The 24,098-nt window shown below is 41.8% G+C and carries 16 protein-coding genes; 8 read left to right on the plus strand and 8 right to left on the minus strand.

Annotation, left to right across the window (positions count from 1 at the left end; all coding sequences use genetic code 11):
- Positions 1-7: 7 nt before the first annotated feature.
- From DWZ47_RS21680 to DWZ47_RS21705, 5 genes are all read left to right on the plus strand, one after another.
- Positions 8-1,720 (plus strand): Mfa1 family fimbria major subunit, encoded by a 1,713-nt coding sequence (locus tag DWZ47_RS21680; protein WP_004300440.1) that lies wholly within the window; start codon positions 8-10, stop codon positions 1,718-1,720.
- A gap of 273 nt (positions 1,721-1,993) precedes the next feature.
- A complete protein-coding gene (locus tag DWZ47_RS21690; RefSeq protein ID WP_117514662.1) occupies positions 1,994-2,992 on the plus strand; it encodes a FimB/Mfa2 family fimbrial subunit in 999 nt (332 codons plus the stop codon).
- 2 nt (positions 2,993-2,994) lie between these two features.
- Positions 2,995-4,107, plus strand: coding sequence for a hypothetical protein (locus DWZ47_RS21695; RefSeq protein ID WP_117514664.1), 1,113 nt, complete (start codon positions 2,995-2,997; stop codon positions 4,105-4,107).
- Positions 4,108-4,148: 41 nt separating this feature from the next.
- On the plus strand, positions 4,149-5,756 hold the full coding sequence (locus DWZ47_RS21700) for a fimbrillin family protein (protein WP_117514666.1): 1,608 nt from the start codon (positions 4,149-4,151) through the stop codon (positions 5,754-5,756).
- A gap of 44 nt (positions 5,757-5,800) precedes the next feature.
- Positions 5,801-9,019 carry a fimbrial protein gene (locus DWZ47_RS21705; protein WP_117514679.1) on the plus strand — a complete coding sequence of 1,073 codons (3,219 nt, stop codon included), beginning with the start codon at positions 5,801-5,803 and terminating at the stop codon, positions 9,017-9,019.
- A 162-nt stretch (positions 9,020-9,181) separates the two neighbouring features.
- Here the strand turns inward: DWZ47_RS21705 and DWZ47_RS21710 are convergent, their stop codons facing one another.
- Positions 9,182-10,093 (minus strand): hypothetical protein, encoded by a 912-nt coding sequence (locus tag DWZ47_RS21710; protein ID WP_117514668.1) that lies wholly within the window; start codon positions 10,091-10,093, stop codon positions 9,182-9,184.
- Between the two features lie 237 nt (positions 10,094-10,330).
- Positions 10,331-11,290: a hypothetical protein gene (locus DWZ47_RS21715; RefSeq protein ID WP_008640561.1), complete on the minus strand. Its 960-nt coding sequence runs from the start codon at positions 11,288-11,290 to the stop codon at positions 10,331-10,333.
- Between the two features lie 200 nt (positions 11,291-11,490).
- On the opposite strand from DWZ47_RS21715, the gene DWZ47_RS21720 reads away from it, so the two are divergent.
- The gene (locus DWZ47_RS21720; protein ID WP_004300450.1) at positions 11,491-12,420 is read left to right on the plus strand and encodes a UDP-glucuronic acid decarboxylase family protein; all 930 of its coding nucleotides are present in this window, start codon (positions 11,491-11,493) and stop codon (positions 12,418-12,420) included.
- 19 nt (positions 12,421-12,439) lie between these two features.
- Positions 12,440-13,573: a hybrid sensor histidine kinase/response regulator gene (locus DWZ47_RS21725; protein ID WP_004300451.1), complete on the plus strand. Its 1,134-nt coding sequence runs from the start codon at positions 12,440-12,442 to the stop codon at positions 13,571-13,573.
- A 96-nt stretch (positions 13,574-13,669) separates the two neighbouring features.
- Here DWZ47_RS21725 and DWZ47_RS21730 read toward each other — a convergent pair whose 3' ends face one another.
- Genes DWZ47_RS21730 through DWZ47_RS21755 form a run of 6 tightly spaced genes read right to left on the minus strand, consistent with a single transcriptional unit; the run spans position 13,670 to position 22,616 of the window.
- Positions 13,670-16,549: a PD-(D/E)XK nuclease family protein gene (locus DWZ47_RS21730; protein WP_117514670.1), complete on the minus strand. Its 2,880-nt coding sequence runs from the start codon at positions 16,547-16,549 to the stop codon at positions 13,670-13,672.
- A gap of 30 nt (positions 16,550-16,579) precedes the next feature.
- The gene (locus DWZ47_RS21735; protein WP_008640558.1) at positions 16,580-17,587 is read right to left on the minus strand and encodes an energy transducer TonB; all 1,008 of its coding nucleotides are present in this window, start codon (positions 17,585-17,587) and stop codon (positions 16,580-16,582) included.
- Positions 17,588-17,591: 4 nt separating this feature from the next.
- On the minus strand, positions 17,592-18,209 hold the full coding sequence (locus DWZ47_RS21740; RefSeq protein ID WP_008640556.1) for a radical SAM protein: 618 nt from the start codon (positions 18,207-18,209) through the stop codon (positions 17,592-17,594).
- Entirely contained in the window at positions 18,206-21,376 is a 3,171-nt protein-coding gene (locus DWZ47_RS21745) for a UvrD-helicase domain-containing protein (protein WP_117514671.1), read from the minus strand. Before DWZ47_RS21745 ends, DWZ47_RS21740 begins: the two co-directional genes overlap by 4 nt.
- Before the next feature lie 8 nt (positions 21,377-21,384).
- A complete protein-coding gene (locus DWZ47_RS21750; RefSeq protein WP_061448303.1) occupies positions 21,385-22,011 on the minus strand; it encodes a YhcH/YjgK/YiaL family protein in 627 nt (208 codons plus the stop codon).
- A complete protein-coding gene (locus DWZ47_RS21755) occupies positions 22,008-22,616 on the minus strand; it encodes an RNA polymerase sigma-70 factor (protein ID WP_004313621.1) in 609 nt (202 codons plus the stop codon). The genes DWZ47_RS21750 and DWZ47_RS21755 overlap by 4 nt, the downstream gene beginning before the upstream one ends.
- Before the next feature lie 160 nt (positions 22,617-22,776).
- Here DWZ47_RS21755 and DWZ47_RS21760 point away from each other — a divergent pair, with 160 nt between their 5' ends.
- Entirely contained in the window at positions 22,777-23,769 is a 993-nt protein-coding gene (locus tag DWZ47_RS21760; RefSeq protein ID WP_004306246.1) for a FecR family protein, read from the plus strand.
- Positions 23,770-24,098: the final 329 nt, after the last annotated feature.

Here is a 24,098-nt window from a genome sequence, read left to right on the forward strand (position 1 = left end):
TTGTATTATGCTAAAGATTAAATCAATTTTAGTTTCGTTGCTGGTTGTTGCGGCACTGGCAAGTTGTTCAAATGAGAATCTGGAGGAAAATCCGGAGGTTGAAGGGGGAGCAGGTTATGATGTAGCTTACGTATCAATTAGTCTGACTAATCCCAAAGTGCCTGGTTCACGTGCTTCTGGTGAACAGACGGCTTTAGAGGAGGAAAGTGCGATTAATGAGCTCTATTTGATTACGTTCAATGCGAGTAAGGTGGTGACTAAGGATGAAAAGGCAACTAAGTATGCCACGGTATTGGGATCAAGTTCTTTCGGAACAAATAGTGGAGTTACGACTCCGAATACTCCGGTTAAAGTGGATCCGAATACTAAGTATTTGCTTGTTATTGCCAATCCAGGTTACCAATTAAAGGATCGCTTGGATAATCTTTCAGCGGGTGCAACCTATGCTACCATCAATGGAATGATTACAGTTCCTGAAAACAATACTAAGCCCAACAATGCTTATCTGGTAGAGGAGGTTGTACACTCCAATGGTTGTGCAATGATTAATGTCGGATTCTACGATGATTCCGATTCAGATCCATCCAATCATGCATGGGAGGATGAATGTCTGCTTGATGTATCGGATAAGATTGTTTTGGTCAGCGACTATAAATCGGAAGCGCAAGCTCAGAATGCAGCGAAAAGTAATCCGGCTACCCTTGAGATAGAACGCCTTGCTGCAAAATTGGAGGTTATGATTGGCAGTCCATTAGCAGTTGGACCTTTTGAAGATGGAACAAATGCAAGTCTAGGACAGTTTGATTTTGGAAATTGGACTATAGATTACTACAACTCCCTGTTCTTTCCTTTTGCAAAGAAGACTACCACAGCATCGTCTCATACTACCGGATTTTACAAAAGTAACTTCTATACAGTCGACCCGAACTTTACGACTGCGGGTGGAACCGAATATCTTACAGGCATTATTAAGAATACACTCGATGCTGCAACTCGCGAACCTAAGGTGGAATGGGTTGCTGAAAGTGCGACTGCAGGTGATAATTACAAATACTGTATCGAGAATACGATGGCCGCAGGATATCAGAAGTTCGGTGCGGCTACGCGTCTGGTACTTAAGGGACAGTATGCACCTTGGAAGTCTGGTGAATTTACTTTAGGAAATGACTGGTATCGTCTTCCTAACGGAACTAACTCTGTAAACTTCAAGAGTTTTGCCGACTTGCTGGCTGCTTATACGCCTGCCAAAGCTAAAGAAACAGCCTCAGACCCTATGACCGCCCAGGAGAAACTTTTAGTTTCGGCATGCGAACTGTTCTATACTCAGATAAAATCTGAACTTACCGCCAATGATCCGGGTGATTTTGCATCCCTTACGCAGGCTATTCTTGACGACAACAACATTCAGAATGGTGGTGAACTGTGTAAAAAAGAAGGTTGCATCTATTGGTATCCAAAGAGTCTCAACTATTACTACTATGAGATTCGTCATGACAATGCAGCCAATTCTTACATGGAGTATGGGAAATACGGTGTAGTACGTAATAACTATTATACGCTTACGCTGACAAAGGTGAATGGTAACGGTACACCGTGGTATCCTGGTGGTGGTCCCGAAGATCCGGATGAAGAAGAAGATATCGATAAGAAAGGTGCCTATCTCCATTTTGAGATTAAAGTTGCTCCGTGGATATACTGGACTACAAATTTCGAAATCTAAATAAATTCTTTACTTTCAAAGAAAACAGGGCAGTGCGGACTGCCTGCCCTGTACTTTTAAAATAGATATTCCGTACGGAACAGACCGCCGAAAAAAGTAAAAACAAGCCGGTGACAGGCTTCCCAAAAACAGCACTGAAATATACCGGCGCATCCGAGATGCAATGAAATGCAAAGCGCGCCCCAAAAAGAGGAAATAACCGGAGGTCACAAAATAGAGATCTCTGACAATATAAAATGGCAAACCGATAGGGTTGCCCCTAAAAGAAAAGATATGTTCGGAAAAACTAAATCGCTGTTCCTTATCGTTGCTTCGATGCTATGTATGGCTTCGTGCGACAGTATACGCGAAGACCTGCCACGGTGCGAGCTTTGGTTGGAATTTGTATTCGACTACAATATGGAATATGCGGATGCATTTAATCCGCAGGTTAAATCGGTGGATGTACTTGTGTTCGACAGCGATGATAAATTGCTTTTCACCAAAAGTGCCGAGGTTGCTGCGCTGGTTGGTGGAAGCCGGATGTCGTTGACCGACGAGCTCGATTTCGGAAGTTATAAAGTACTGACCGTCGGAAGTCTGTCTGACAGATTCCGGCTTTCGGACAATGCAGGTAATAAACTGGTGCCGGGAACAACCACCCTCCAACAAGTCATTGTATCCCTGAAGCGGGAGACGGGGGTTGTTAATTTCGAATTTCAGCATCTTTACTTCGGAGAAGTTGTGGAAGTGGACCACCTGCCATCCAATACCAACCACAAAATTTATCCGGTGAACCTGATACGTGACACCAATCGGTTTAATCTCGCGTTAATGGGATATGAGGAAAATAAAGTGGATGGCACACAATATACATTTGAAATTCAGGCACCGGAAAATGCGGTTTATTCCTGGGAAAACGAACCCACAGGACAAGGGCCGGTTACTTATGTGCCTTACTATACAGGTCCGGGTGAAATATCCGATGTGGTTATGTCCGTACGCCTGAATACGATGCGTTTGCTCAACAGGAGCGGATGGGATTATAAGTTTATTATAAGGGATGCGAATACCGAAGCCGAAGTCTGGAGCTACAATCTGATGACACTATTGAGCATTGCCCGGCCGGTTTCCCGTTACGACGGAACGGAACTTCCCTTTCAGGAGTATCTTGACAGGCAGAGTGAATGGAACCTGATATTTACAGTTGTTGAAAAACCCGGAGGAGGATTCCTTCAAATTGGTATTGTCGTGGGGACCTGGATTCATTGGCTCCACGGGATGGAAGTTTAAGAATGAGAAAAAAGCTATTACATATCATTTATCTGGCATCCACCATCCTTTTGTTCTCATGTAGTAGAGAAGCTGATGTGGCTTATGAGTTGCCTGCCCATACTACCAGGGCGCAACTTAGCATCGACTTGGTGAACAATGGGGATGTGGAACAACAGGAGAAGATAAACTCCATGCGGTTTATCGTATTCGGCAGTACGCCCGGTGGCGTGAGGCTGGATGTGAATGAACACATCCTGTTGAGCACTCCGGAGACAGCTACTGATATAGATGCGCAACTTCTCGAAGTGACTTCCAGCAATGATATCCTGGTCATAGTTATTGCCAACGAACCGCAGAGTCTCACAAGCCAACTTGACGGTATAGCTAATCTTTTGACGTTGCAAGAAATGATTTACGACATCTCCAGCATACTGAATAATGACGGGCAGATTATTTCGGCGACCGGAATGCCTATGACAGGAGTGATCCGGGATATATCCATAGCACCCGATGAAACCAAAACAGTGCAAATGGTGATCGAACGTGCCGTAGCCCGGGTAGATGTCTTTATCGAAGCTATAGACGGCGGGGCAGTGACCGGATATACTGCCGGAAGCACCAGTGTCACCTTGCATAATTTTTCCCACGATAGCTATTTCGTGATGGGAAACGTGGACAACGGCACGCGTGATAACGCCGACTCTTCAAAAAACTACGGAAAGGTGAAGGAAGACGTGTCGGAAAGCAATTTATTAACGCATAGCTGGACGGCTGCGACTACAGAAATCTGGGCATATTCATCGGCTCCCGGAGCTGAAAACCGGAAGTTGCTTTGCTCGTTCTATACAGCCGAACGCATATTCAAGTCGGATTATTCCGACCGACTGTCTATCAGTATGGCTAATGTCCCAAAAGGGCCTTCGGACGTCACCGGAATAACCGGGAAAGTAATTGAAAGCGTAACAAAGGTTGACGGCACAGGTAGTCCGACAGCGCAACCTTTTACAGAGATCCGTCGGAACAATGTGTATCAGGTAACGGCACGTGTAGAAAAAGTAGGTATTCAGATACTGACGATAAGCATAGAAGATTGGGGTGAAAGACAAGACATTGATCTGGATATGAACTTGTAATATCTTTCGCTGATTGTTTTTAATTTCGGAAAAGAAGTAAGATGATAAAGACTATAAATAATATTAGGATGATTATGGCAATGGCTGTCCTTTCGGTTGTCCTCTTTTCGTGTGTCAGAGAAGAGATGACGTGTGATAAGGAATTAATTGTTGTGCAACGTATCGGAGAAGGCGGCTATGTCTACACTCGTGGTACGGTAATCTCTTCGAATACCGATCTGAAAGAAGAGACTTTCGGTCTTTACGGCTCACTGACTCCCAATGCTTCTGTTCCCCAATCATACTTCAATGCAAGTGCTACGGTTAACGCCGACCTGACAGCCACCATCTCGCCGTTGCAATATTGGCCCGGATTGTTGAATGCGAGCATGAAGTTCTTCTCCTGGTATCCGTATAGTGATGCGAATGCGCCTACTGCGAGTTTCATTGATCCCGGAGAAATGGTGCTGAATTATACAGCGAATGAATCTGCCGCCAATCATGTCGATGTATTGGCGGCTATATCGGGCCCTGTATGGGTTGAAGGTGTGAATATACACTTCTACCACACATTGACCAAGGTTACCTTTACATTCAAGAAAGTAGCTCCTGTACCGAATGAGGTGACTATCGAGAAAATAGAATTCCAGAATGTAGGAAAAAGCGGTAACCTTGCGATGACTGAAATTCCGACTACCACGACGAAAAACGGCAAACCGAAGTTTGTCTGGAGCGATGTCGCCACCGGGAAGGTCGCTTCTACTCCCACCGGTAACAAAACGGTTACTGAAGATGCCACCTTGATAGGTGATACATTCCTCATGTTGCCGACCAACGCTTTCTCCGCAACCGCCAAAATCGTTGTTACCACCAACTTTGGCGATCGGGAATTCCTGTTCAGTGATATTCTCGCCAAGAATCCGCATTCTTGGGAATCGGGCGAGTACATCAACTACAATCTTACGATATCCAACGAAACCTATCAGCTTTCAGCTACCCCGCTTGAATGGACGGAAAGCCCGGTGAATGTAATTTTCGACAAACAATATTATTTCAAATTATCGCAGACCAAGGTACAGACAGCTGGTGATGGGGGCACTGTCAATATAGAAGTGAAAACGAATTATGATGCTAATCCGGATACAGGATTTCTGCCGGGGGCGTCATTAAACAAAAGTACCATGGATACGTGGCCGACAGTTAATATGACTCAGATATCCCTTTCGGAAGGAGTGTATACGTATAATATCCAGGTTGTGATGCCCAGATTTAATTCAGGAACCGGAACTAAGCGGGAAACAGGCTTTTATATCAATGCCGGTAATTTGCGGCACCATGTACTGTTGAGTCAGTGGAGAGAAGACGGAGAGTGGCTGACCTCGAACGTAGAGTTGGACAGCAATGATAATGGAACCGGAAATATGCGACGTCGCAAGATTGTCTTTACTTCGGGCAATCCGGGAATATGGGAGTGGAAGATAACCCAGATACAAGATCCGGATAAAATTCTGCTTAACAGTGAGACAATGCTCGAAACAAGTGGCGTGAGTGGTGATGCGGTTTACTTCTACTTTAGAGCCGATGCTGTGTCCGGTGATACGGCTAGACTCATACTAACCAATACGAATGGTGATAATCTGCCAATAACGGTGACATTGACCGCACCATAATGACGAATATGCAATATCAAAGTTTAAGGAAAGGAAATAGAAATATGCAATATGGGTTTTCAATAAAAAGAAAGTGCTATCTTTTGTCTGTTCTGTTGATGACGGTATGGCTTACCGGATGCGTACAGGAAGAATTTGAGTCGACGCCTTCTCCGGCAGGAAACGGTATTCGCTTTACATTAACGGTTCCCGATGTAAACCTCCCGTCCGTATCTTCGCGTACGATGACCGGAACGGGAACAGCAAAGAAAGAAGACGAAATAAAAACGGTGGATATTCTTGTTTTTGATATGTCAAAAACGCCGGCAGTATTTCTGGAATGGGCCAGTGCTACAGGAGTTACGCAGGATTTGGCTGACAATTCCACTGTGAGTTTCTCTGCCGTACTTTCTCCCACTACCGCATCTACCTGCATCGTGGTCGTAGCAAATAAGGAACTTGATGATATTGTGTCAGGCTTCACGAAGGGAGTGACCACCAAGGTTCGGGCAATGGAAGAGATGCTTCACACCCAAACCGGCAAATGGCTGGCAGACGGCTCGACAACCGGTGGGTATACGCGGATTCCGATGTACGGGGAGAAGGTAATAAGCAAAATCACTCCTTCGATGGATCCGATAACCGGCATAAATATGAAACGTATGCTGGCGCGTATTGATATCCATAATAACAGTGTCACTTCAAATTTCACGGTCGAAGAGGTTTACCTGGCCAATTATAATACCACCGGATACATTGCTCCGGCATGGAACACGAACGGACAGGTTACTGAACCGGCTCCGGATACTCCTGTTCTCCCCACGGACAGTGGTAAAATGACGGAGGAAGGGAATGCAATCCTTTATTCCGTAAATGGTAACACACCCTACGATGGGGAGATTTATACATTTGAGTCCCTGGCGGCAGGGGATGCCGGTGGTGTGGGACAAGACGGAGAAGCGAGCCGTAAAGATGCTACTTGCCTGATTGTGAAAGGAAAGATCGGTACTGGTGAATTGACATTTTACCGGGTGGATTTCACCAAAACCGGAAATACGGGAGAACAAGTGGAATATTTGCCTTTGAAGCGAAACCATAAATACATCATTACCATTACCCAAGCATTGGGAACCGGTTATAAAAGTTTTAGCGAGGCGTTGGCATCATATACAGTCATGTCCAACCTGAAATTCCGGTTGATACACTATGATCGTGATAAGGTCAAAGATGTGGTCTACAATGGACAATATATGCTTGGAGTGGGTGAATCGGAGGTCGCTGTAACTCAATACCAGAATAATAGTTATGCTATAGACGTTTTTACTGACAGTCCCGGAGGCTGGAAGGCCACCATTACTGCAGGGAACGACTGGCTCAAATTTGAAGGTGGAGCTGATGCGGCATCAGGCGTTGCGAATGATGATACCCAACTCAAATTGAAGATTCCATATTTTAATAATGAAAATATTGGCGTTGGGCGTAAGGCTACTGTTACGTTGACGGCAGGGCGCCTGACTCACAATATTGAAGTGACACAGTATACAATAGATCCGGGAATTATCAAATTTGTCGATGCATACGGAAATGTGTTGGAGAGAGGTCTTTTTTTTCCAATTCGAAATCCTGATGGCGACGAACTCCCTCTCGAACCGCAGACGGTGTATGTCATTTTTTCCGTGGATAGGATAGAAGGTAAGCTTTATGGCACTGGCGGTGTCAATATGGTCCAATATAATGCCGGCGGTTTGATTCCGCAATTAGACAGGACGAATGCGATACCGTTCAGTGAAAGGGTGCAGGCGTTTACCATACAGCCTAATCCGCGAAGAGCAGGCGATGGTACTGTTGAAGATGGTGCAGGCTGGTGGTGGCGTTGGGACTTTATGCTGTTCGACCTGTACGATAAGGAAGGATACCTTACTCAAGTACAATTCCCCATCAATCAGGGGGAGCTGGAGTTTTCACTCCGATATCTTTCCACTACAGTCAATAGTCGTACTTATAAAGTCAATCTGGGTGCGGAACAATACTTGCAATTGTTTGTCAATAACAATTGGGAAATTATGGATATTGAGGAATTGAATATAACGAACGATGATGGTACCGGACTGATTCGGACCGATTCGGATAATGATGTAATTATAGGTAGAAAGAATGCGGACGACAAGATGTATCTTGAGTCTATCATAGGCTATGATGACGGCAAGGGAAATGATGTGGTTGGTCATGGATACGATTTCAGGCTGAAGCTTCACCCCGGCAAGTGGAAAGAAGGAAAAAGCGGAACGATAAGAATCACGTTCAGAAATGTAATGCATACCGTGGCAGATGAAGAATTCCCGTTTTATCGTACGATTGACCTTCAGATGGTGTCCGAAACCAAATCTTACACAACTGCCGGGGAACCTCTTTTCTATCTTTATCCGCTTCGGTTTGATAATAGGAGATATTATAACGGAACTAACCAAAGTGTGGGGCGATTGGAAAATATAGCCGATGCGGAGGATATCTGTAGGAATATAGGCGATGGTTGGCGTCTGCCTACTGCTAGTGAACTGTTGCTGTCATTTGTCTATGAAAATGCTTTGGGTGGTAATGCGATTAACAGTAATTATCATGACGGTCAGAATATATATGGGTGGTATCAAAACTGGACAGGTAACTACTGGTCTTCATCATACTATGAGGCTAAAGGCTCTACAACACGTTTTGGGATGGAAATGTCGGCAGGTTATCCGGATTCCGCACCTATTAGTAATAATAATTATTTTCGTTGCGTAAGGGATAATACAAATAGCGGAAAGAAGTACCCTTATTTGATGGTAGAATCCTCGGGGGTCACTATTGTCTCTCGCGATGCCAGTGGAGGAACAGATCCTTTGGTGTTATTTGCTTCAGGTGAAACTCCGGATACAAGTGTCGCAATGAATAAGGTTGCTCCTAAGTTTCAGATTGAAAATTCCAGTAGTAATGGTAAAACTTGGGCGGAAGCAAAAGCGGCATGCGAAAGTAAAGGGAGTGGCTGGCGTCTACCTACTCAGCGTGAGATGTATTTAGTACTCGGTATGGGAGGGGCTGTTACCAATATCGAAAACCAAGGTTTCGGTGACTCGACTACTTGGACAGGGAACGGATTCGAGAAGATTAGTGCTGTGCACTGGACATTGACTTCACGCGATAGCAACTATTGGCTGGTCGGACATAATAATGGTGAATTCGGCGCATGGGCTACGGTAGAGTCCACAACTTGGGCTTGGTATCGTTGTGTGCGCACAATAGAATAAAAGCTAAAAGAACTGTATCAGAATGTTGTTTGTCTTCATTCTGATACAGCTCGTCTATTAAATCCTTTTCTTTTTATTCCTAGAATCCACAATGTTTAGTGTGTTTCCCTTTGTTTACAACGTATTGATAACTTCCAACTGCTTTTGCAAGAAAGCAATACGCTATGCTTCTCCACTTTCCGAAACCAGAATAGAGTGGCGCTTCAACGATTGAATCCAATTGCGTTGCATCTGGCAGATATATGAGCTTTGCGAATCCATCGAGTTGATAGAATATACCCGCAGCAGACTGACTTGGTAATCATGTTTCTCGATATAGCTGTAAGTGGCTTCGAAACTGATATTGGACAGATAGAAAGACACTTTCTTGTTTTCGCTGAACTCTCCCTTTATGGACAGATGTTCTACCACGCCAAGTAACTGAAGAAGTTCTTCTTTCAAATGCATGACATCGTCCTTGTTTATCAGATTCAGGCTGGCAAAGTACTTGCTCTCTTTCACAAAAGAATAAAAGATATTTGTGTCCCAGATGAAAAACGTTTTTGGACACTGTCTTATACTTTCACTCAGCTTCTTATGCACATTGACGATCCGTTCATCCACAGACATGTCTTCCAAAGAATGTGGCGTCTTTATATCCCCATTCTGATACATCCATCGGCAAAGACGGAATTTAGACAAATTCTCATAGGAAGAATAAAGTGTAAAGGGAAGGGAATTGGATGCAGTATACACCTCCGTCGTATTATCTGTTTTCACATAGTCGAAAATTTGCAGATAACGGTTGATTATTTCGTAATAACTTTCCAGCGCACTAGTGGCATGAAGTAAGTTCAGGTCGAAAGTAACTTTATTAGATACATGGCTACCTACAATCTGGTCGATAGAAATACCGAGTTTTTGAGAAAGCAGCGCTACTTCGTCTATTGTAAAAGACACCTCACCCCTCAATCTGCGATAGACAGCTTCCTTTCCCATGCATAAAATGTCAGCCAAAGTATTGGCCAGATTCATATCTTGAGGAATTCGCTCCCTCATTGTAGATATTAATTCGTTTAGAATACCATTTTTCATTGTTTGTTCCTTTAATTTTAATGTTAATAATCTCTGTGATACATTCTATGCAAAATTACGTCTTGTGTTTGAAAGATTTGTGTGGAAAAACAGAGATGAATGTATGTGTTTTTTTTCTGATTGGGAATCAAACAGAAGTGGTGAGGACAGGGAATGAAAAAAAGTAGATAAGAATCTTATCTACTTTCATTTATTGGAACTGATTTTTTATTGAAGTTCTAATCTGCGAAAATAAAATTAAAGAGCGTCAATAATTTCTCGCTGTTGCTTGAAGAATTGAATACGCTGCATTTCACCGCTTTCGGATATCAAAGTGGAGAACTTTTTCAGAGATTGAATCCATTCTTTCAAGGTACAGAAAATTTCGTTGTCCATCGTGGTAATGGAGTTGATGGAATAAATACGTATGAGGCTCATTTGCAGGTTATTGGTGTCTACATAGCTATATGTTGCCTCGAAGTTGATATTCGACACATAGATGCGTACACGATTGCCATCGGCTGTCTTGCCATTGATAGCCAGTTCTTCCAGTTCGTCCGCCAATAAGAATAATTCATTTTTGATTTCTTCTTTTGTTTCGTCGGAAATGAGATGGAGGCTGGCGAAGTATTGGATATCGTTGATAAGGTGTTGGAAAATCATATTATCCCATATATAGTCTATGGAGTGGATATGACGTGTCATTGCTACATAGTCTTTCTGGATATTGACCAGTTTCGGTGGAATATCCAATTCTTCGAAACTCTTGCAATCGATATATTTATTCTGGTACATCCATTTGAATAAACGGAATTTTGCCAGAAGTTCATGTTTCAGATAGAGAGTCTGGGGAATAATGTTGGCAGAAGTTCCCATTACAGAATTCGGGTCATCCGGCATCGTATTGATTAGCGAGACATATTTTTCAAGGATATTGTAGTAACTCTCGAACGGGTCGTCATAATCTACAATGTTTATATTAAACATGGCGTTCGATTTGAAACTTAGTCCTATAATCTTGTCTAGCGATATACCCAGTTTTCTTGAAATAAGAGCCGACTCTTGTAAGGTGAAAGGTACTTCACCGCGCAATCTTCTGTATACTGCCTCTTTTCCTATGTATAGCGTGTCCATTAACATATCTGCCAGTTGTCCTTTGAGCGGAAGCTTTTCTTTCATCGCTTCTATGAGGTTTGCATTTGGATTATTTGTCATCATAATAGTTCTAATAAATAATACTTTTCTATTATAAACATTTGTCAGTGGCAAGTTGTTTCGGAAATTGAAACTATTTAAATCTGCTTTTTTTTAAAATATCCTCTCCGAAAATTGTTTATTTTAAGCAAATCGGTTACATTTGTGACCATAAACAAAACGAAGAGACAGCGTCTCTTTAATAAACAATAGAAATATTTAGAATGAAAAGAATATTGGTAAGTGGCGGAGCCGGTTTTATAGGCTCTCATCTCTGTACTCGGCTTATAAACGAAGGTCACGACGTGATATGCCTGGATAATTTTTTTACGGGTTCGAAAGATAATATCATTCACTTGATGGATAATCATCATTTTGAGGTGGTGAGGCATGATGTCACTTATCCTTATTCGGCTGAAGTAGATGAAATTTATAATTTGGCTTGTCCGGCATCTCCCATTCATTATCAACATGACCCGATTCAAACTGCCAAAACATCTGTGATGGGAGCCATTAATATGCTGGGATTGGCAATGAGACTGGATGCCAAGATTCTGCAAGCTTCTACGAGTGAGGTATATGGAGATCCAATCGTTCATCCGCAACCGGAAAGCTATTGGGGAAATGTGAATCCGGTAGGTTACCGGTCTTGCTATGATGAGGGAAAGCGTTGCGCAGAAACATTATTTATGGATTATCACCGTCAGAATAATGTGCGTGTGAAGATTATCCGTATTTTTAATACGTATGGTCCGCGAATGTTGCCGAATGACGGACGGGTTGTTTCTAATTTTATTCTTCAAGCGTTGAATAATGAAGATATAACAATATATGGTGATGGGAAGCAGACACGCAGCTTCCAGTATATTGATGATTTGATTGAAGGAATGATAAGAATGATGAATACGGAGGACGAGTTTACAGGTCCTATAAACCTGGGGAATCCGAATGAATTTCCGGTATTGGAATTGGCGGAAAGGATCATTAGTATGACCGGTTCATCTTCGAAGATTGTATTTAAGTCTTTACCGGATGATGATCCGAAGCAACGCCAACCGGATATTACATTGGCTAAAGAGAAATTGGGCTGGCAGCCTACTGTTGAACTTGAAGAGGGGCTGAAGCGTATGATTGAATATTTTAAAAATGTCTGAAGCATAAAAAAAGAAAATTATGAATATGGAAATTAATCCTTCTGAATATAAAGTCCTTATTGTGGACGATGTAATATCAAACGTCCTTTTATTAAAGGTACTTTTGACCAACGAGAAATTCAAAATTGTGACTGCCGGTAATGGAACACAGGCGTTGGAACAAGTGAAGAAGGAAAATCCGGATCTTGTATTACTGGATGTAATGATGCCGGATATCAGTGGCTTTGAGGTAGCTCAACAAATGAAAGCAGACCCCGAAATGGCTGAAATTCCCATTATCTTCCTGACTGCTCTAAATAGTACGGCGGATATCGTAAAAGGATTTCAGGTGGGTGGTAATGACTTTATTTCAAAGCCATTCAATAAAGAAGAATTGATTATTCGTGTGACGCACCAGATTTCGTTGGTTGCAGCGAAAAGAATCATTGTTGCACAAACGGAAGAGTTGCGTAAGACGATCATGGGACGCGACAAACTCTATTCTGTGATTGCACATGACTTGCGTTCACCAATGGGATCTATCAAGATGGTGCTGAATATGCTGATTCTGAATCTGCCAAGCGAAACAATTGGTGATGAGATGTATGAATTGCTGACAATGGCTAATCAGACAACAGAAGATGTATTCTCATTGCTTGATAATCTGCTGAAATGGACGAAGAGCCAGATTGGTAAACTGAAAGTGGTTTATCAGGATATTAATATGGTGGAAGTCGTAGAGGGCGTAAGTGAAATCTTTACGATGGTGGCCAGTCTGAAAAATATTAAGATAGTACAAGATGTGCCTGTAGAGAATGTGGCTGTTCGTGCTGATATTGACATGATTAAGACGGTGATTCGTAATTTAATCAGTAATGCGATTAAGTTTAGCAATGAAGGTTCGGAAGTAGTGGTGTCACTGGCAGAAGAAGACGGTATGGCAATCGTAAGTGTGAAAGACAGTGGTTGCGGTATTGATGACGAAAATCAGAAGAAGTTGCTGCATACCGATACTCATTTCAGTACCTTTGGTACAAACAATGAAGAAGGTTCGGGACTCGGATTGTTATTGTGTCAGGACTTTGTTGTCAAAAATGGCGGTAAACTTTGGTTTACTTCAAAGAAGGGAGACGGGTCTACATTTAGTTTCTCAATTCCATTGTTGGAGAAATAAGATAACTATAGATAATACGACTAGAAATAATAAGGGCACGGTTTGCATGAATATGTAAATCGTGCCCTTATTTAATTGGTATATTCTATTTTCGGTTTATCGTTTGCAGATAGCCTTAAAATCGCAATACGAACATTTTTTAGTATCTTCTGTCTGCGTAAAAGGCTCTTCTTCGCTGAATATTTCTTCTAATAATGTTTGCAGGCGTTCACGGAATTCATCTTCAAAGAAAGCGAAGTTGTTTACCGGTATTTTCGGTTTACGAGGTTCTCCCATTTCAATAACAGGCGAATAGTTTTCCGATGCTGCCCGGTGGATGTAGAGCAGAGCAGGAGCTACCATTAACGATTGTTGCCGGCTCATGATAGCAGCATACAGAAAAGTCTGGAAGATATAGTTCGGGCGTGTTTCCGATGGGGTGAACAGTTGCTCGATATTAGCAGGTATTTTAGGGCTTCCTCCTGTTTTGTAGTCAACAATCCGCAGGGTACTTTCTTTTGCATCCATACGGTCGATTGTGCCACCCAGACGGAGAGTGAACGGTCCTTGTCCTGTTTGTATAGTAATCTCTTCTGAAACTTTCTTTTCCATAGCGACCATTTCGAAAGGAGTATATTGAAGGTCGTTACGCAGCAATTGTTTCAGATAGGAAACAATTACTTTGGAGTTGATAAGTTGTATGCCGTTATATTCCGGTTTTTCTTCGGGAGAAACTTTGAATAATTCTTTTTTGAAGGCTTGGTCAACGTAGCTTTGTAGCTTCACGTCATTGCGTAATAAGCGTTCAAGATCTTCTTTCTGTATCGTTTTTCCGGTTGCAGTCAGGTCGGTGTATGCTAATTGGGCGGAGAGGTGGAAAATGGTTCCGAATAGAGCGGAATCAATTTCAGCACTCACTTCGTCCGGTGTTTTCAAGCCCGCTACATAGCGGTAGTAGAATCTCAACCGGCAATCCAGATAAGCATTAAGGGCGGAAGGAGAGAGAACCAGTGAATTTGGATGAGTGCTATCGTAAGCACGATAGATTCGTCTTAGTACTTCAGGTGTTTTTTCTACTCGTATCTCTTGGGTACTTTGCGGAGATTGTCCGGCTTCCAGATACTCGCGAGTGATATCATGTGGACCTTCTACAAGTAATTGCAGCATGAAGCGGGATTCTTCTCCACGGTTGAGACCGTCCGAAGAAGTATTGTAGAGTAGCGTGATATTCTCTGCCCGTTGTATCAGTCGATAAAAGTAGTAGGCATACACTGCATTTTTGTGTTCGATAGTGGTCATGCCAAATGCTTTCCGGAGATTATAGGGAATAAAAGAGGAATCTCCTCCGGATTTTGGAAGTTGTCCTTCGTTGAGAGACAATATAATGAGATTCCGGAAGTCCAGATTACGTGTTTCCAATACTCCCATGACTTGCATTCCGATAGCAGGTTCTCCGTGGAAAGGAATGTTAGAAGATGTCAGTACTTTGGTAATCAGTCGTTTCAGAGTATCGGTGCGTATATTTAGTTCTCCGCTTTCAATCAAACTGTAGAGACGGTTGATTTTGGTATGGCTTTGAAAGAGCGATTCTCTATATAGTTGATTGAAGATATCATTGTATTCTCCTTCTTTCCGATAAATGGTTGAAATGTTTTTGATTAATTCGATCAGATAATCGCATAGTTCTTTTATACCATTACGGGGAGTGAAGAGGGTAGTTAGAAAATCATCTTGTTTAAGTTCTGACGGAAGTGGATAAAAACGGTTTGTTTGGGTCAGTTCACGTTCCAGGGGACCGGCATGGGATGATAATTGTTGGGTATAGGGATGCTTCAATATGGCGGATACTGCCTCGTAAGTGAATCGGTCGGTATCGGAGCGGTAACCATTGGTTTGCAGTTCCATTACGGCATTGATAAAGCTATAAACAGGAGTTTGAGCCAATGGGAATCCCATGGTGATATTGACATTCTTCACTTCCTGCGGAATGGAATGAAGTACGGGAAGCAACAGAGCTTCATTACAAAGCACTACAGCATTTTCTTTTTCCTTTTCTACGGTAATTTGTGAATGATCGTTTGTTATCGCCTTAATCCATCCGGGAAGGAAACGTGCTTGGGCATTCTCGGTAGAAGCGGAAATATAACGTATTTTCTTCGGTTCTTTAAAGGTGTTGAAAAAGCTTTCCGGGAGTTCGTTCGGAAATTCCTCGAGATTACGTTTCAGGAATTCTCCGGCCTCATGTTTTTTGATTTGTTGGGTGTAGAAGATATCATAGTCCCAATAGAAGAGTGCCTTGCCCGCATCTTTCAGTTTTCTGAAAAAGTCACTTTCTACTTTGTTCAAAACATTGAACCCGACAAATATGTATTTGTCGTATTTGAGTTGGTAGGTATCGAGTTGTTCGATCACGTTCCGGTAGAGCATGCCTTCGTAAGCAATGCCTAACTCTGCCAGGTTCGCACGGTAACGATGGTAGATAGTACCTAGCTTGTCCCAAAGGGAAATAAATTTTTCTTTTAGTTCGGTCCGTTTTTCAATGGAGAAATTCTGAAAAAACTGTTGTATGGCTTCTTCCTGCTCTTTGTCAAGGAATTCATAGTCATCCATCAGATTTTTCAAATCTTGTAGATTACTGAATAATTTGTCGGCATCGACCATATTCTTATCTACATCATCAAAATCACTAATCAACAATTCGCCCCAGAAGTAGAAATCGTCCAATGTTTCCTGACTCCGTGTTTCCTCTTTGAACACTTTATAAAGTTCGCAGACCAATCGAATAGGATCGCCGCTTTTCTGTACGGATAGTTTCTGAAACAGGTCGCTGATACTCATGGCAGCTGGTGACCAGATCGGTTTATCGGATTCTCCTGCTAAATATTCATTGAAGAACAAGTTAGCACGTTTATTAGGGAAAACGAGTACCGTACGTGACAGGTCGTTTCCTATCTTGGTATATAAATCATGAGCGACTAGTTGGAGAAATGATTGCATATTGATTAAACTATTTTCTGATTCTTGTATTTATTGTAATCGGAACATAACAGGTACGGTGAAATAAACAGCAACTTTAGTACCATCTTCCAGTTCTCCCGGTTTCCATTTAGGCATTTGATTAATGACGCGTAAAGCTTCTTTATCCAGATAAGGATCTACGCCACGTAAAACTTTTGGTTTGACTATATTTCCTTCTTTATCAACGATGAACTGAATAATAGTACGCCCCTGTACACCATTACCTTCTGTTCCTGTATTAGGGTATTGAATCTTTTTTGCAAGAAATTCCATGAGAGCTTGCTGGCCTTCAGGAAAATCGGGCATAACAGGTACTTTCTCGTAAACGTCAGGATAGTTTATACGAGTATAAGTGATTCTCAATTCCGGGCCATACATCGCACTGAATGAAAGCATCAGATTGTATGTCACTTGTACTGTCTCATTTGCCAACATGCCGGGTGTCCAACGAGGAATGAGAGACATGACTCTTAATATTTCAGCTTCAACTTTGGGGTGTATCTTGCGGGTAATCTTAGGGTTGATAACTTGTCCGTCATAATCTATAGTGAATTTTACATCAGTGTATGTATTATTAGCAATACTATCTATTTCTGAATAACGAAGATTTTCTTTCAGAAATTCTATAAATTTTTCTGTTCCTCCGGGAAATTCCGGTAGCTTTTCCGGACCATAAAAGGGGGCTTCCCCTTTCATGTCTTTTTCTTGTATCAGGCTGTCAGCAGTAATGGTCCAATTCATTTTAGGGCATTGCAGTGTTTCTGCGTCCAATGAAGTAGGAGGTATTATTGTAAGTATACCAGTTGATAGTCCAAACAGAGCGATGGCCTTACCTACACGGCGTTTTCGTTCAAGTTGCTGCTCCAAATAACGAACTTCCGCTTCGCATTTGGGACAAGTGCCCAAACAGTCTCCCTGATACTGACATTCAGAGGTGATGAATTCAATATCATTCGCTTCGGCTATCTGCCGACGAATCTCTTTTAAGATTTTACAGGTTTGTTTTCCTCTTGCCATGGCATTAATCATTAGGGGTTTTATAGGTGAATCGGTCGAATTGGGTGATTCCCATTTCTTTCAAAAGTTCTATGCTTTGGTCAATATCCTTCTCCGTATTATAGGAAGGGATGAGTGGTGTCCGAATAACGATTTGCTTGGCTTTGTCTTTCCCGATTAAATATCGCAAATTACCTAAGACGTTTTCATTATTCTTTCCGGTATATCGCTGATAGATGTTATTATTCATATCTTTGATGTCGATTATGTAATTGTCTATAATAGAAATCAGTTCTTCTACATTCTGTTGCGGAACATTGAGAGAGGTTTCGACAGTGATTCTCCATTCCGGTCCGCAGAGTTGGCGGAATTGCCTGATAAATTCGCTTTGTAATAATGGTTCTCCACCTCCAAATGTGACTCCTCCGCAGCTCGCCAGAAAGTAAAGTTCGTCTTTGCGTACTTCCTCATAGAGTTGGTTACAATCGTATCTCTCCCAAACGCCATCAGGCTGTAGAGAAGTTGGATTGAGACAATATTTGCAACGCAACGGACAGCCATGGAAAGCAACTAATGTTGTAACTCCTTCACCGTCAATCGTTAGTCGATGGCGGGCAATGCCGATGAGAGGAACAGCTTTCATACTTTTTCTATTTTTTCTTCATCCACATACCACAAGTAGCCGGTGATATTCTTATATCCCATCTTGGTAAGAAGTTGCATATATCCTTTCACTTGTTTGTTATATTTAGGATTTTCCTTACCAAACTTGAAATCGACTACAACAACCTGATCGTCTTTCATCATTACACGATCCGGACGACGGGTTTGCAAAATTCCTTTTTCTTTATAGATAATAGCACATTCATTAAACAGTGTCCATTTTCCGGAATACCAATCTTGAATTTCAGGAGAAGAAAAAGCTTTCTTTGCAACTTCACGAGCCACTTTTTCTTTCTCGTCATTTCTGATAACTCCTTCAAAAATAAGCCGTTCGATGGCTGGATCGATATCTTCTGCAGTTTCGATGACAGAAAATAAAGTATGTAACATACGTCCGCGGTTGATAAAGCGGTCGTCCGAATCTTCTTCTTCAATGCCCTGAATGAAGTCAGCAGAGCGGTTGGACTGACGAAATTCAATATCATGCCGCATGGATTCCATCCGAATAGGGAGTTTCTCTGGTTTCTGGGTTAGCTTGTTTGTGGATGTCTTGATTCTTTCTTTTTCGGAAGGGCATAGTTGTCCTTGCTCGTAACAGTCTTCTTCCCAGTCAATCCCTTCTTCTTGGGCTACTATCGGTAGGGTGTTTGCCAATAGTTCGGACATGGTACCTTTTTGACTTTTTCTACTCCAGATAATGAGATTTTTTCCAGCGCGGGTAAAAGCAACGTATAGTAGATTGAGATTATCTACCCAAAGTTGAAGACGTTCTTGCAGGTAGTCGTTACCATAAATCGATTCAGCCATTTGGGTGGAATAGTTAATAGGAAGAATATCCAATGTATTGAATGGTGCTGTTTGCGGGGCACACCATACAAGCTGATTATTGGTTTCATTCTCCAGCTTCCAGTCGCAGAAAGGAAGGAGTACGGTATGGAATTCCAATCCTTTGGATTTGTGTATGGAGAAAATCCGGATACCTTCTACTTCTCCACTCGGAATTGTTTTACTGCATAATGTTTCGTCCCAATACCGGATGAATCCGTCTAGCTCGGAAGAGTTGCTTTGCAGATAATCGGTCACCGCATCAAAGAAAGCAAATAAATAGGCATCCTGATCTTTGATAAGATTCATCTCGAATATGCTGAAAAGTTCTTCTAAAAGCTCATAAAGAGGCATTAGCCTTAGTTCCTTTGTCTTTTCAAGAAAAGCGGCGGGAAGATAATTCTCGGCAGGGAGGAGTAGGAGAGTATTCCAATCCAGTCCTTTCTGTAAAACCTCGTTTTGATAGGCTACGGCCAGTTGGGCACGTGCTATTTTATTATTTTCATCGGAAAGGAATCGCAGTGCATCCAGCATCATACAAATGGCAAGAGAGGCGTCAAGGCGGAAGGCTTCGTCTGATACCACTTTATAGTGTAGCTCCTTATCGAAGTAGTCGGCGATTCGGGGAATACTTTTATTTTTTCGTACCAGGATGGCTATATCATTCAGTCGTACTCCGGAGGTGAGGAGATGTTGCACTTCTTCTCCCAGACTGATTAATGTCTGTTCGGTATAATCATGTTCTTCGTCGGGTTCGAGAAAAGAGACTTTTACATATCCTTTTTCTGTACTTCGGGGAGATTCCTGCACAACGTCGGCATAGGCTTTCTGCAGATCCTCACAATCCTTGCCTAACTGTTGCTTATATACTCCGTTCAGATAGTTGGCGGCAGCTGTGAAGATTTGGTTATTAAACCGGATAACATTGGTTTCACTTCTCCGGTTGGTAGCTAATGTCTTGACGCGGATCGGGAAATGTTCGATGTGATTATTCAGGCTGTTGAGAATTCCCCAATCGCCATTTCGCCAACGATAAATGGATTGTTTAACGTCTCCTACAATCAAACTGTCTGCTCCTTGAGACAATCCTTCCAGTAAGAGCAATTTGAAATTTCCCCATTGCATCCGGCTGGTATCCTGAAACTCATCTATCATGACGTTATGGATATTCGTTCCTATCTTTTCGAATACAAAAGAGGAGTCACCGTCTTTCACCAGTTGATGGAGCAGGGCATTCGTATCTGATAATAGAAAACGATTGTTGTCGTGATTCAACTGACGTACTTCTTCATCGATATTGGCGAGGAGTTGCACTTTGTTGAGATGTTGCAGGGATAATCGGCAACTATTCAGTAACAAATTATTCTTGGAACGTAACTTTTCAGCATCTTCCAGAATTTGCATGAGACTAGAGTTGGCTAAATTAATGATGTCCGCGTAGCGGGGAGAAGTCTTGGTTGCCCAGTTCTTTGCGTCTTCCAGACATTTTTCTACTGTAGCATTACGGATATCATTGCCTAAAATACCATTATTAAGTTTACGAAAATAACTTCCGATTCCGCGTGAACCGTTTTTCAGATCATCAGCAGTCAGTGCGTGTCCATCTAGTTCTCCTTCGAATTGGTCATAGAATCCTTTCATTTGCTCCAGAATTTCCGTTTCCAGCGCTTTCAGTTGCTTGCGATACTCTTTGATGGTATCAGGGTTTCGTAACCGTTGCCGGAGTCCTTCTCCCTTTTCAATATAACCTTCATCGAAAATATTGCGTCCGAAACTTTTTACTTCGTCCGACACGTTCCAACGTTTATCGTCGGCAATTCGTTCGTTGATATAATCGAGTAACCATGCGAGAACGGGAGAAGTGGGTCCTAGTTTCTCAATCATGCTATCTACAGCGTCACTAAGAACTTCGGTGTTATTTAACTCAATATTCAGATTCGGGCTAAGTTCCAGTTCCCGTGCGAGATTGCGCATGACAGATTGAAAAAATGAGTCGATAGTCTCTACCCTGAACCGGCTGTAATCATGCAGCATATAGCTAAGGGCGACGCCTGCCGCTTCCCGTATCTCCTGTTCAGTTTTTCCTGTCTCTTCTTTAATTCGGTTGAGGTAGGCTTCGGAATCTTTATCGCCTATCTGTATGCCGTAAAGCTGACTAAGAATGCGTTCTTTCATTTCTGCAGTTGCCTTATTGGTAAAGGTGACAGCGAGAATTTGCCGGTAGGCGCGGGGATTGAGAATTAACAGTTTGATATATTCCACTGCCAGGGTAAATGTCTTACCCGAACCTGCGGAGGCTTTATAGACTAAAAGTTCACTCATGTTTCTGTTTATGGGATATATTCGATTTTAGCAACAATGACCCGTATGTCCTCCGGTTCTTTCCCTGCCTTTACCAATGCCTGATGAAAGTTTTTGGGGAAGAACATGAAGAATGTATCCGGAGTGGAATCTACATATTTTATTTTCTTGGCTTTGTAGAAAGTAACATCCGGTTTGTATTCAGTGATAGGCTCTGCATATTCTGCTGAAGTAATTCCGAAACGTTCGGTGCCTTTCACTACATATTGCAGATCAATACCATGGCGGTGTGCTTCAATTTTACGTTTACTGACATCTTGTGTTGTTGCATCCTGCACATTGATGTAGCAATGTTCACCATCTACTTCGTATCGTCCGGCAGGCATATTTACGAGATCGTGGGTAGCTAGCCATTGGAAAGTCTTGTCCCACACTTTCTTGTTCTTGTGATATTGTGAGGCAAACTCCTGATAATCGGTTGTCTTATGAGGCATTGCCTTCAGCCCGTTCGCCCATTCTTGCTTCTGTGTCCATTGGCGGGCTTGTTTAAGAGTCCAGTTGTCAGCAGATTCTTGTGAACATACATTTTCTGTGAAGAAGAAAAGAAAAAGTCCGATAAACAGGCTTGAACTACTAAATACGAAGTTTGATTTCATGATTGTTCGAAAAAATTAGGTCCGAAAATAAGTATGAATAAAGGTAGATAGTCTTTTAAAGCTACTCGTAATAGCTTTAAAGCTTGTCCAATTCTGTAATTAATCGTTTGTGGAGATACATTCAGTTTCTCGGCAATTTCTTTATGCGTCAGATGTTGATTACGGTTCATCTCGTAGGCTTCGAGATATTCTTTCGGAAGTCTTTTTAATGCTTCTTCATATAGACGGAAAAGCTCATCACTCAAATAGAAGTCCGGGTTATTGAGCTCACTATCATATTTATCTACGATTTCCTGATGTACTTTTCGTTTAATCTCAAAATGGGAAAGACGGTTGAGGGCTTTGTTCTTGACAATCGTAAAAAGAAGAGTTTTGAGTGTCAGATCTTCCATCAGAGTACAACGGTTTTCCCACAGCCACATCATTGTTTCCTGCACAATCTCCTCTATTTCTTCCTGCTCACTTACATACTGGGAACAAAAAGCACATAGCCTACGGAAATAATGTCTGTAGACGACGTCAAAAACTTTTTCTTCTCCTGCTTTTAGGGCAGTGATAACGGACTTATTATTATTAATATCCAAATATATCGGAGATTGTGACATTCTCTTTTAATTTATGTAAGACAAAAATAATGAAAGAAGTAGATAAATGAAATAAAAATGCGAGAAAAAATATTTTTTTCTTTTTCTCTTTAGTATATTTGTGCTCACAACTGTATTACTACAAAGGTATTATAGTTTTTTTGTAAAAAGATAAAAGAGCATGGATGAAACTATCTTGGTGAATTACCTGCAAGGTGAATGTAATGATGAAGAAGCTGCTCGGGTGGAAGCTTGGTGCGAGGAAGGGCCGGAAAACCGGAAAACTTTGGAGCAACTTTATTACACTCTCTTTGTAGGTGAGCGTATAGCGGTGATGAATACTGTAGATACAGAGGCGTCATTGGATCAATTTAAATCAGCTATCAGAGAAAAGGAGAAAAAGGCTAAGCGGAAAAGTATTTCAATCCGTTGGGGACGTTATGCTACTGTGGCGGCTGCTTTTCTTACCGGACTCGTTTTTGCCGGTGGAATTGCCTGGGGATTACTTTCTAATAAGCTTTCGGATTATGAGGTGATAACTGCTGCCGGACAGAGAGCGCAGACTGTGTTGCCGGATGGTAGTAAGGTATGGCTGAATGCATCTTCAAAAATAGTTTATCATAATTCTTTATGGAGTTCGGATCGTCAAATCGATTTGTCGGGTGAAGCCTATTTTGAAGTGTCTCATGATAAACATGCTCCATTTATAGTAAATAGTAAGCAAATCAAGACTTGTGTGCTTGGTACGAAATTTAATGTGCGTGCACGCCAAGATGAGAATAGGGTAGTGACTACCTTGCTTCAAGGACTGGTACGGGTAGATTCTCCGCGAACGGAAGAGAATGGTTATTTGTTGAAACCGGGACAGACATTGAATGTAAATACGGATACTTATCAAGCAGAGTTAATTGAATATAACCAACCTACAGATGTGCTTCTCTGGATTAATGGCAAGTTGGAATTTAAGCAACAGTCTTTATTGGAAATAACCAATATTATGGAGAAGTTGTACGACATCAAATTTATCTATAAGGATGAAGCATTGAAATCAGAACGGTTTACCGGTGAATTCTCTACTGATAGCACTGCTGATGAGATACTGAATGTATTAATGCATACCAATCATTTCTCTTATAAGAAAGACGGACGGATTGTCCGAGTGATGAAGAAATAAGAGATAGGTTAGTGTTTCTAAAAGGCTGTCTAATTAGATCTTGACAGATTAAGGTTTGTTCGTTATATAAAGATGTGAAGTGCTCCCAAAAGTTAGATACATAACTTTCTGGGGGCATTTCACATATATGTAGTGGCAAACTGATTGGAATGGGATTTGATTAGATAGTCTTTAACACGAGAAATCACCCTCACTACATGACTGAACTGCACTCCTTAAGTTTTGTGTTCAACTTTTGGGGTGCAGTTCATTGTAATGAGGGTGATTTTATGAACTTAAGGCCTGTTTGATAGCCTCTATTCTATATTTTTATAGTTATCTATTCATAA

Source organism: Bacteroides sp. AF32-8BH, from assembly GCF_003435205.1.
Classification (GTDB): domain Bacteria; phylum Bacteroidota; class Bacteroidia; order Bacteroidales; family Bacteroidaceae; genus Bacteroides; species Bacteroides ovatus.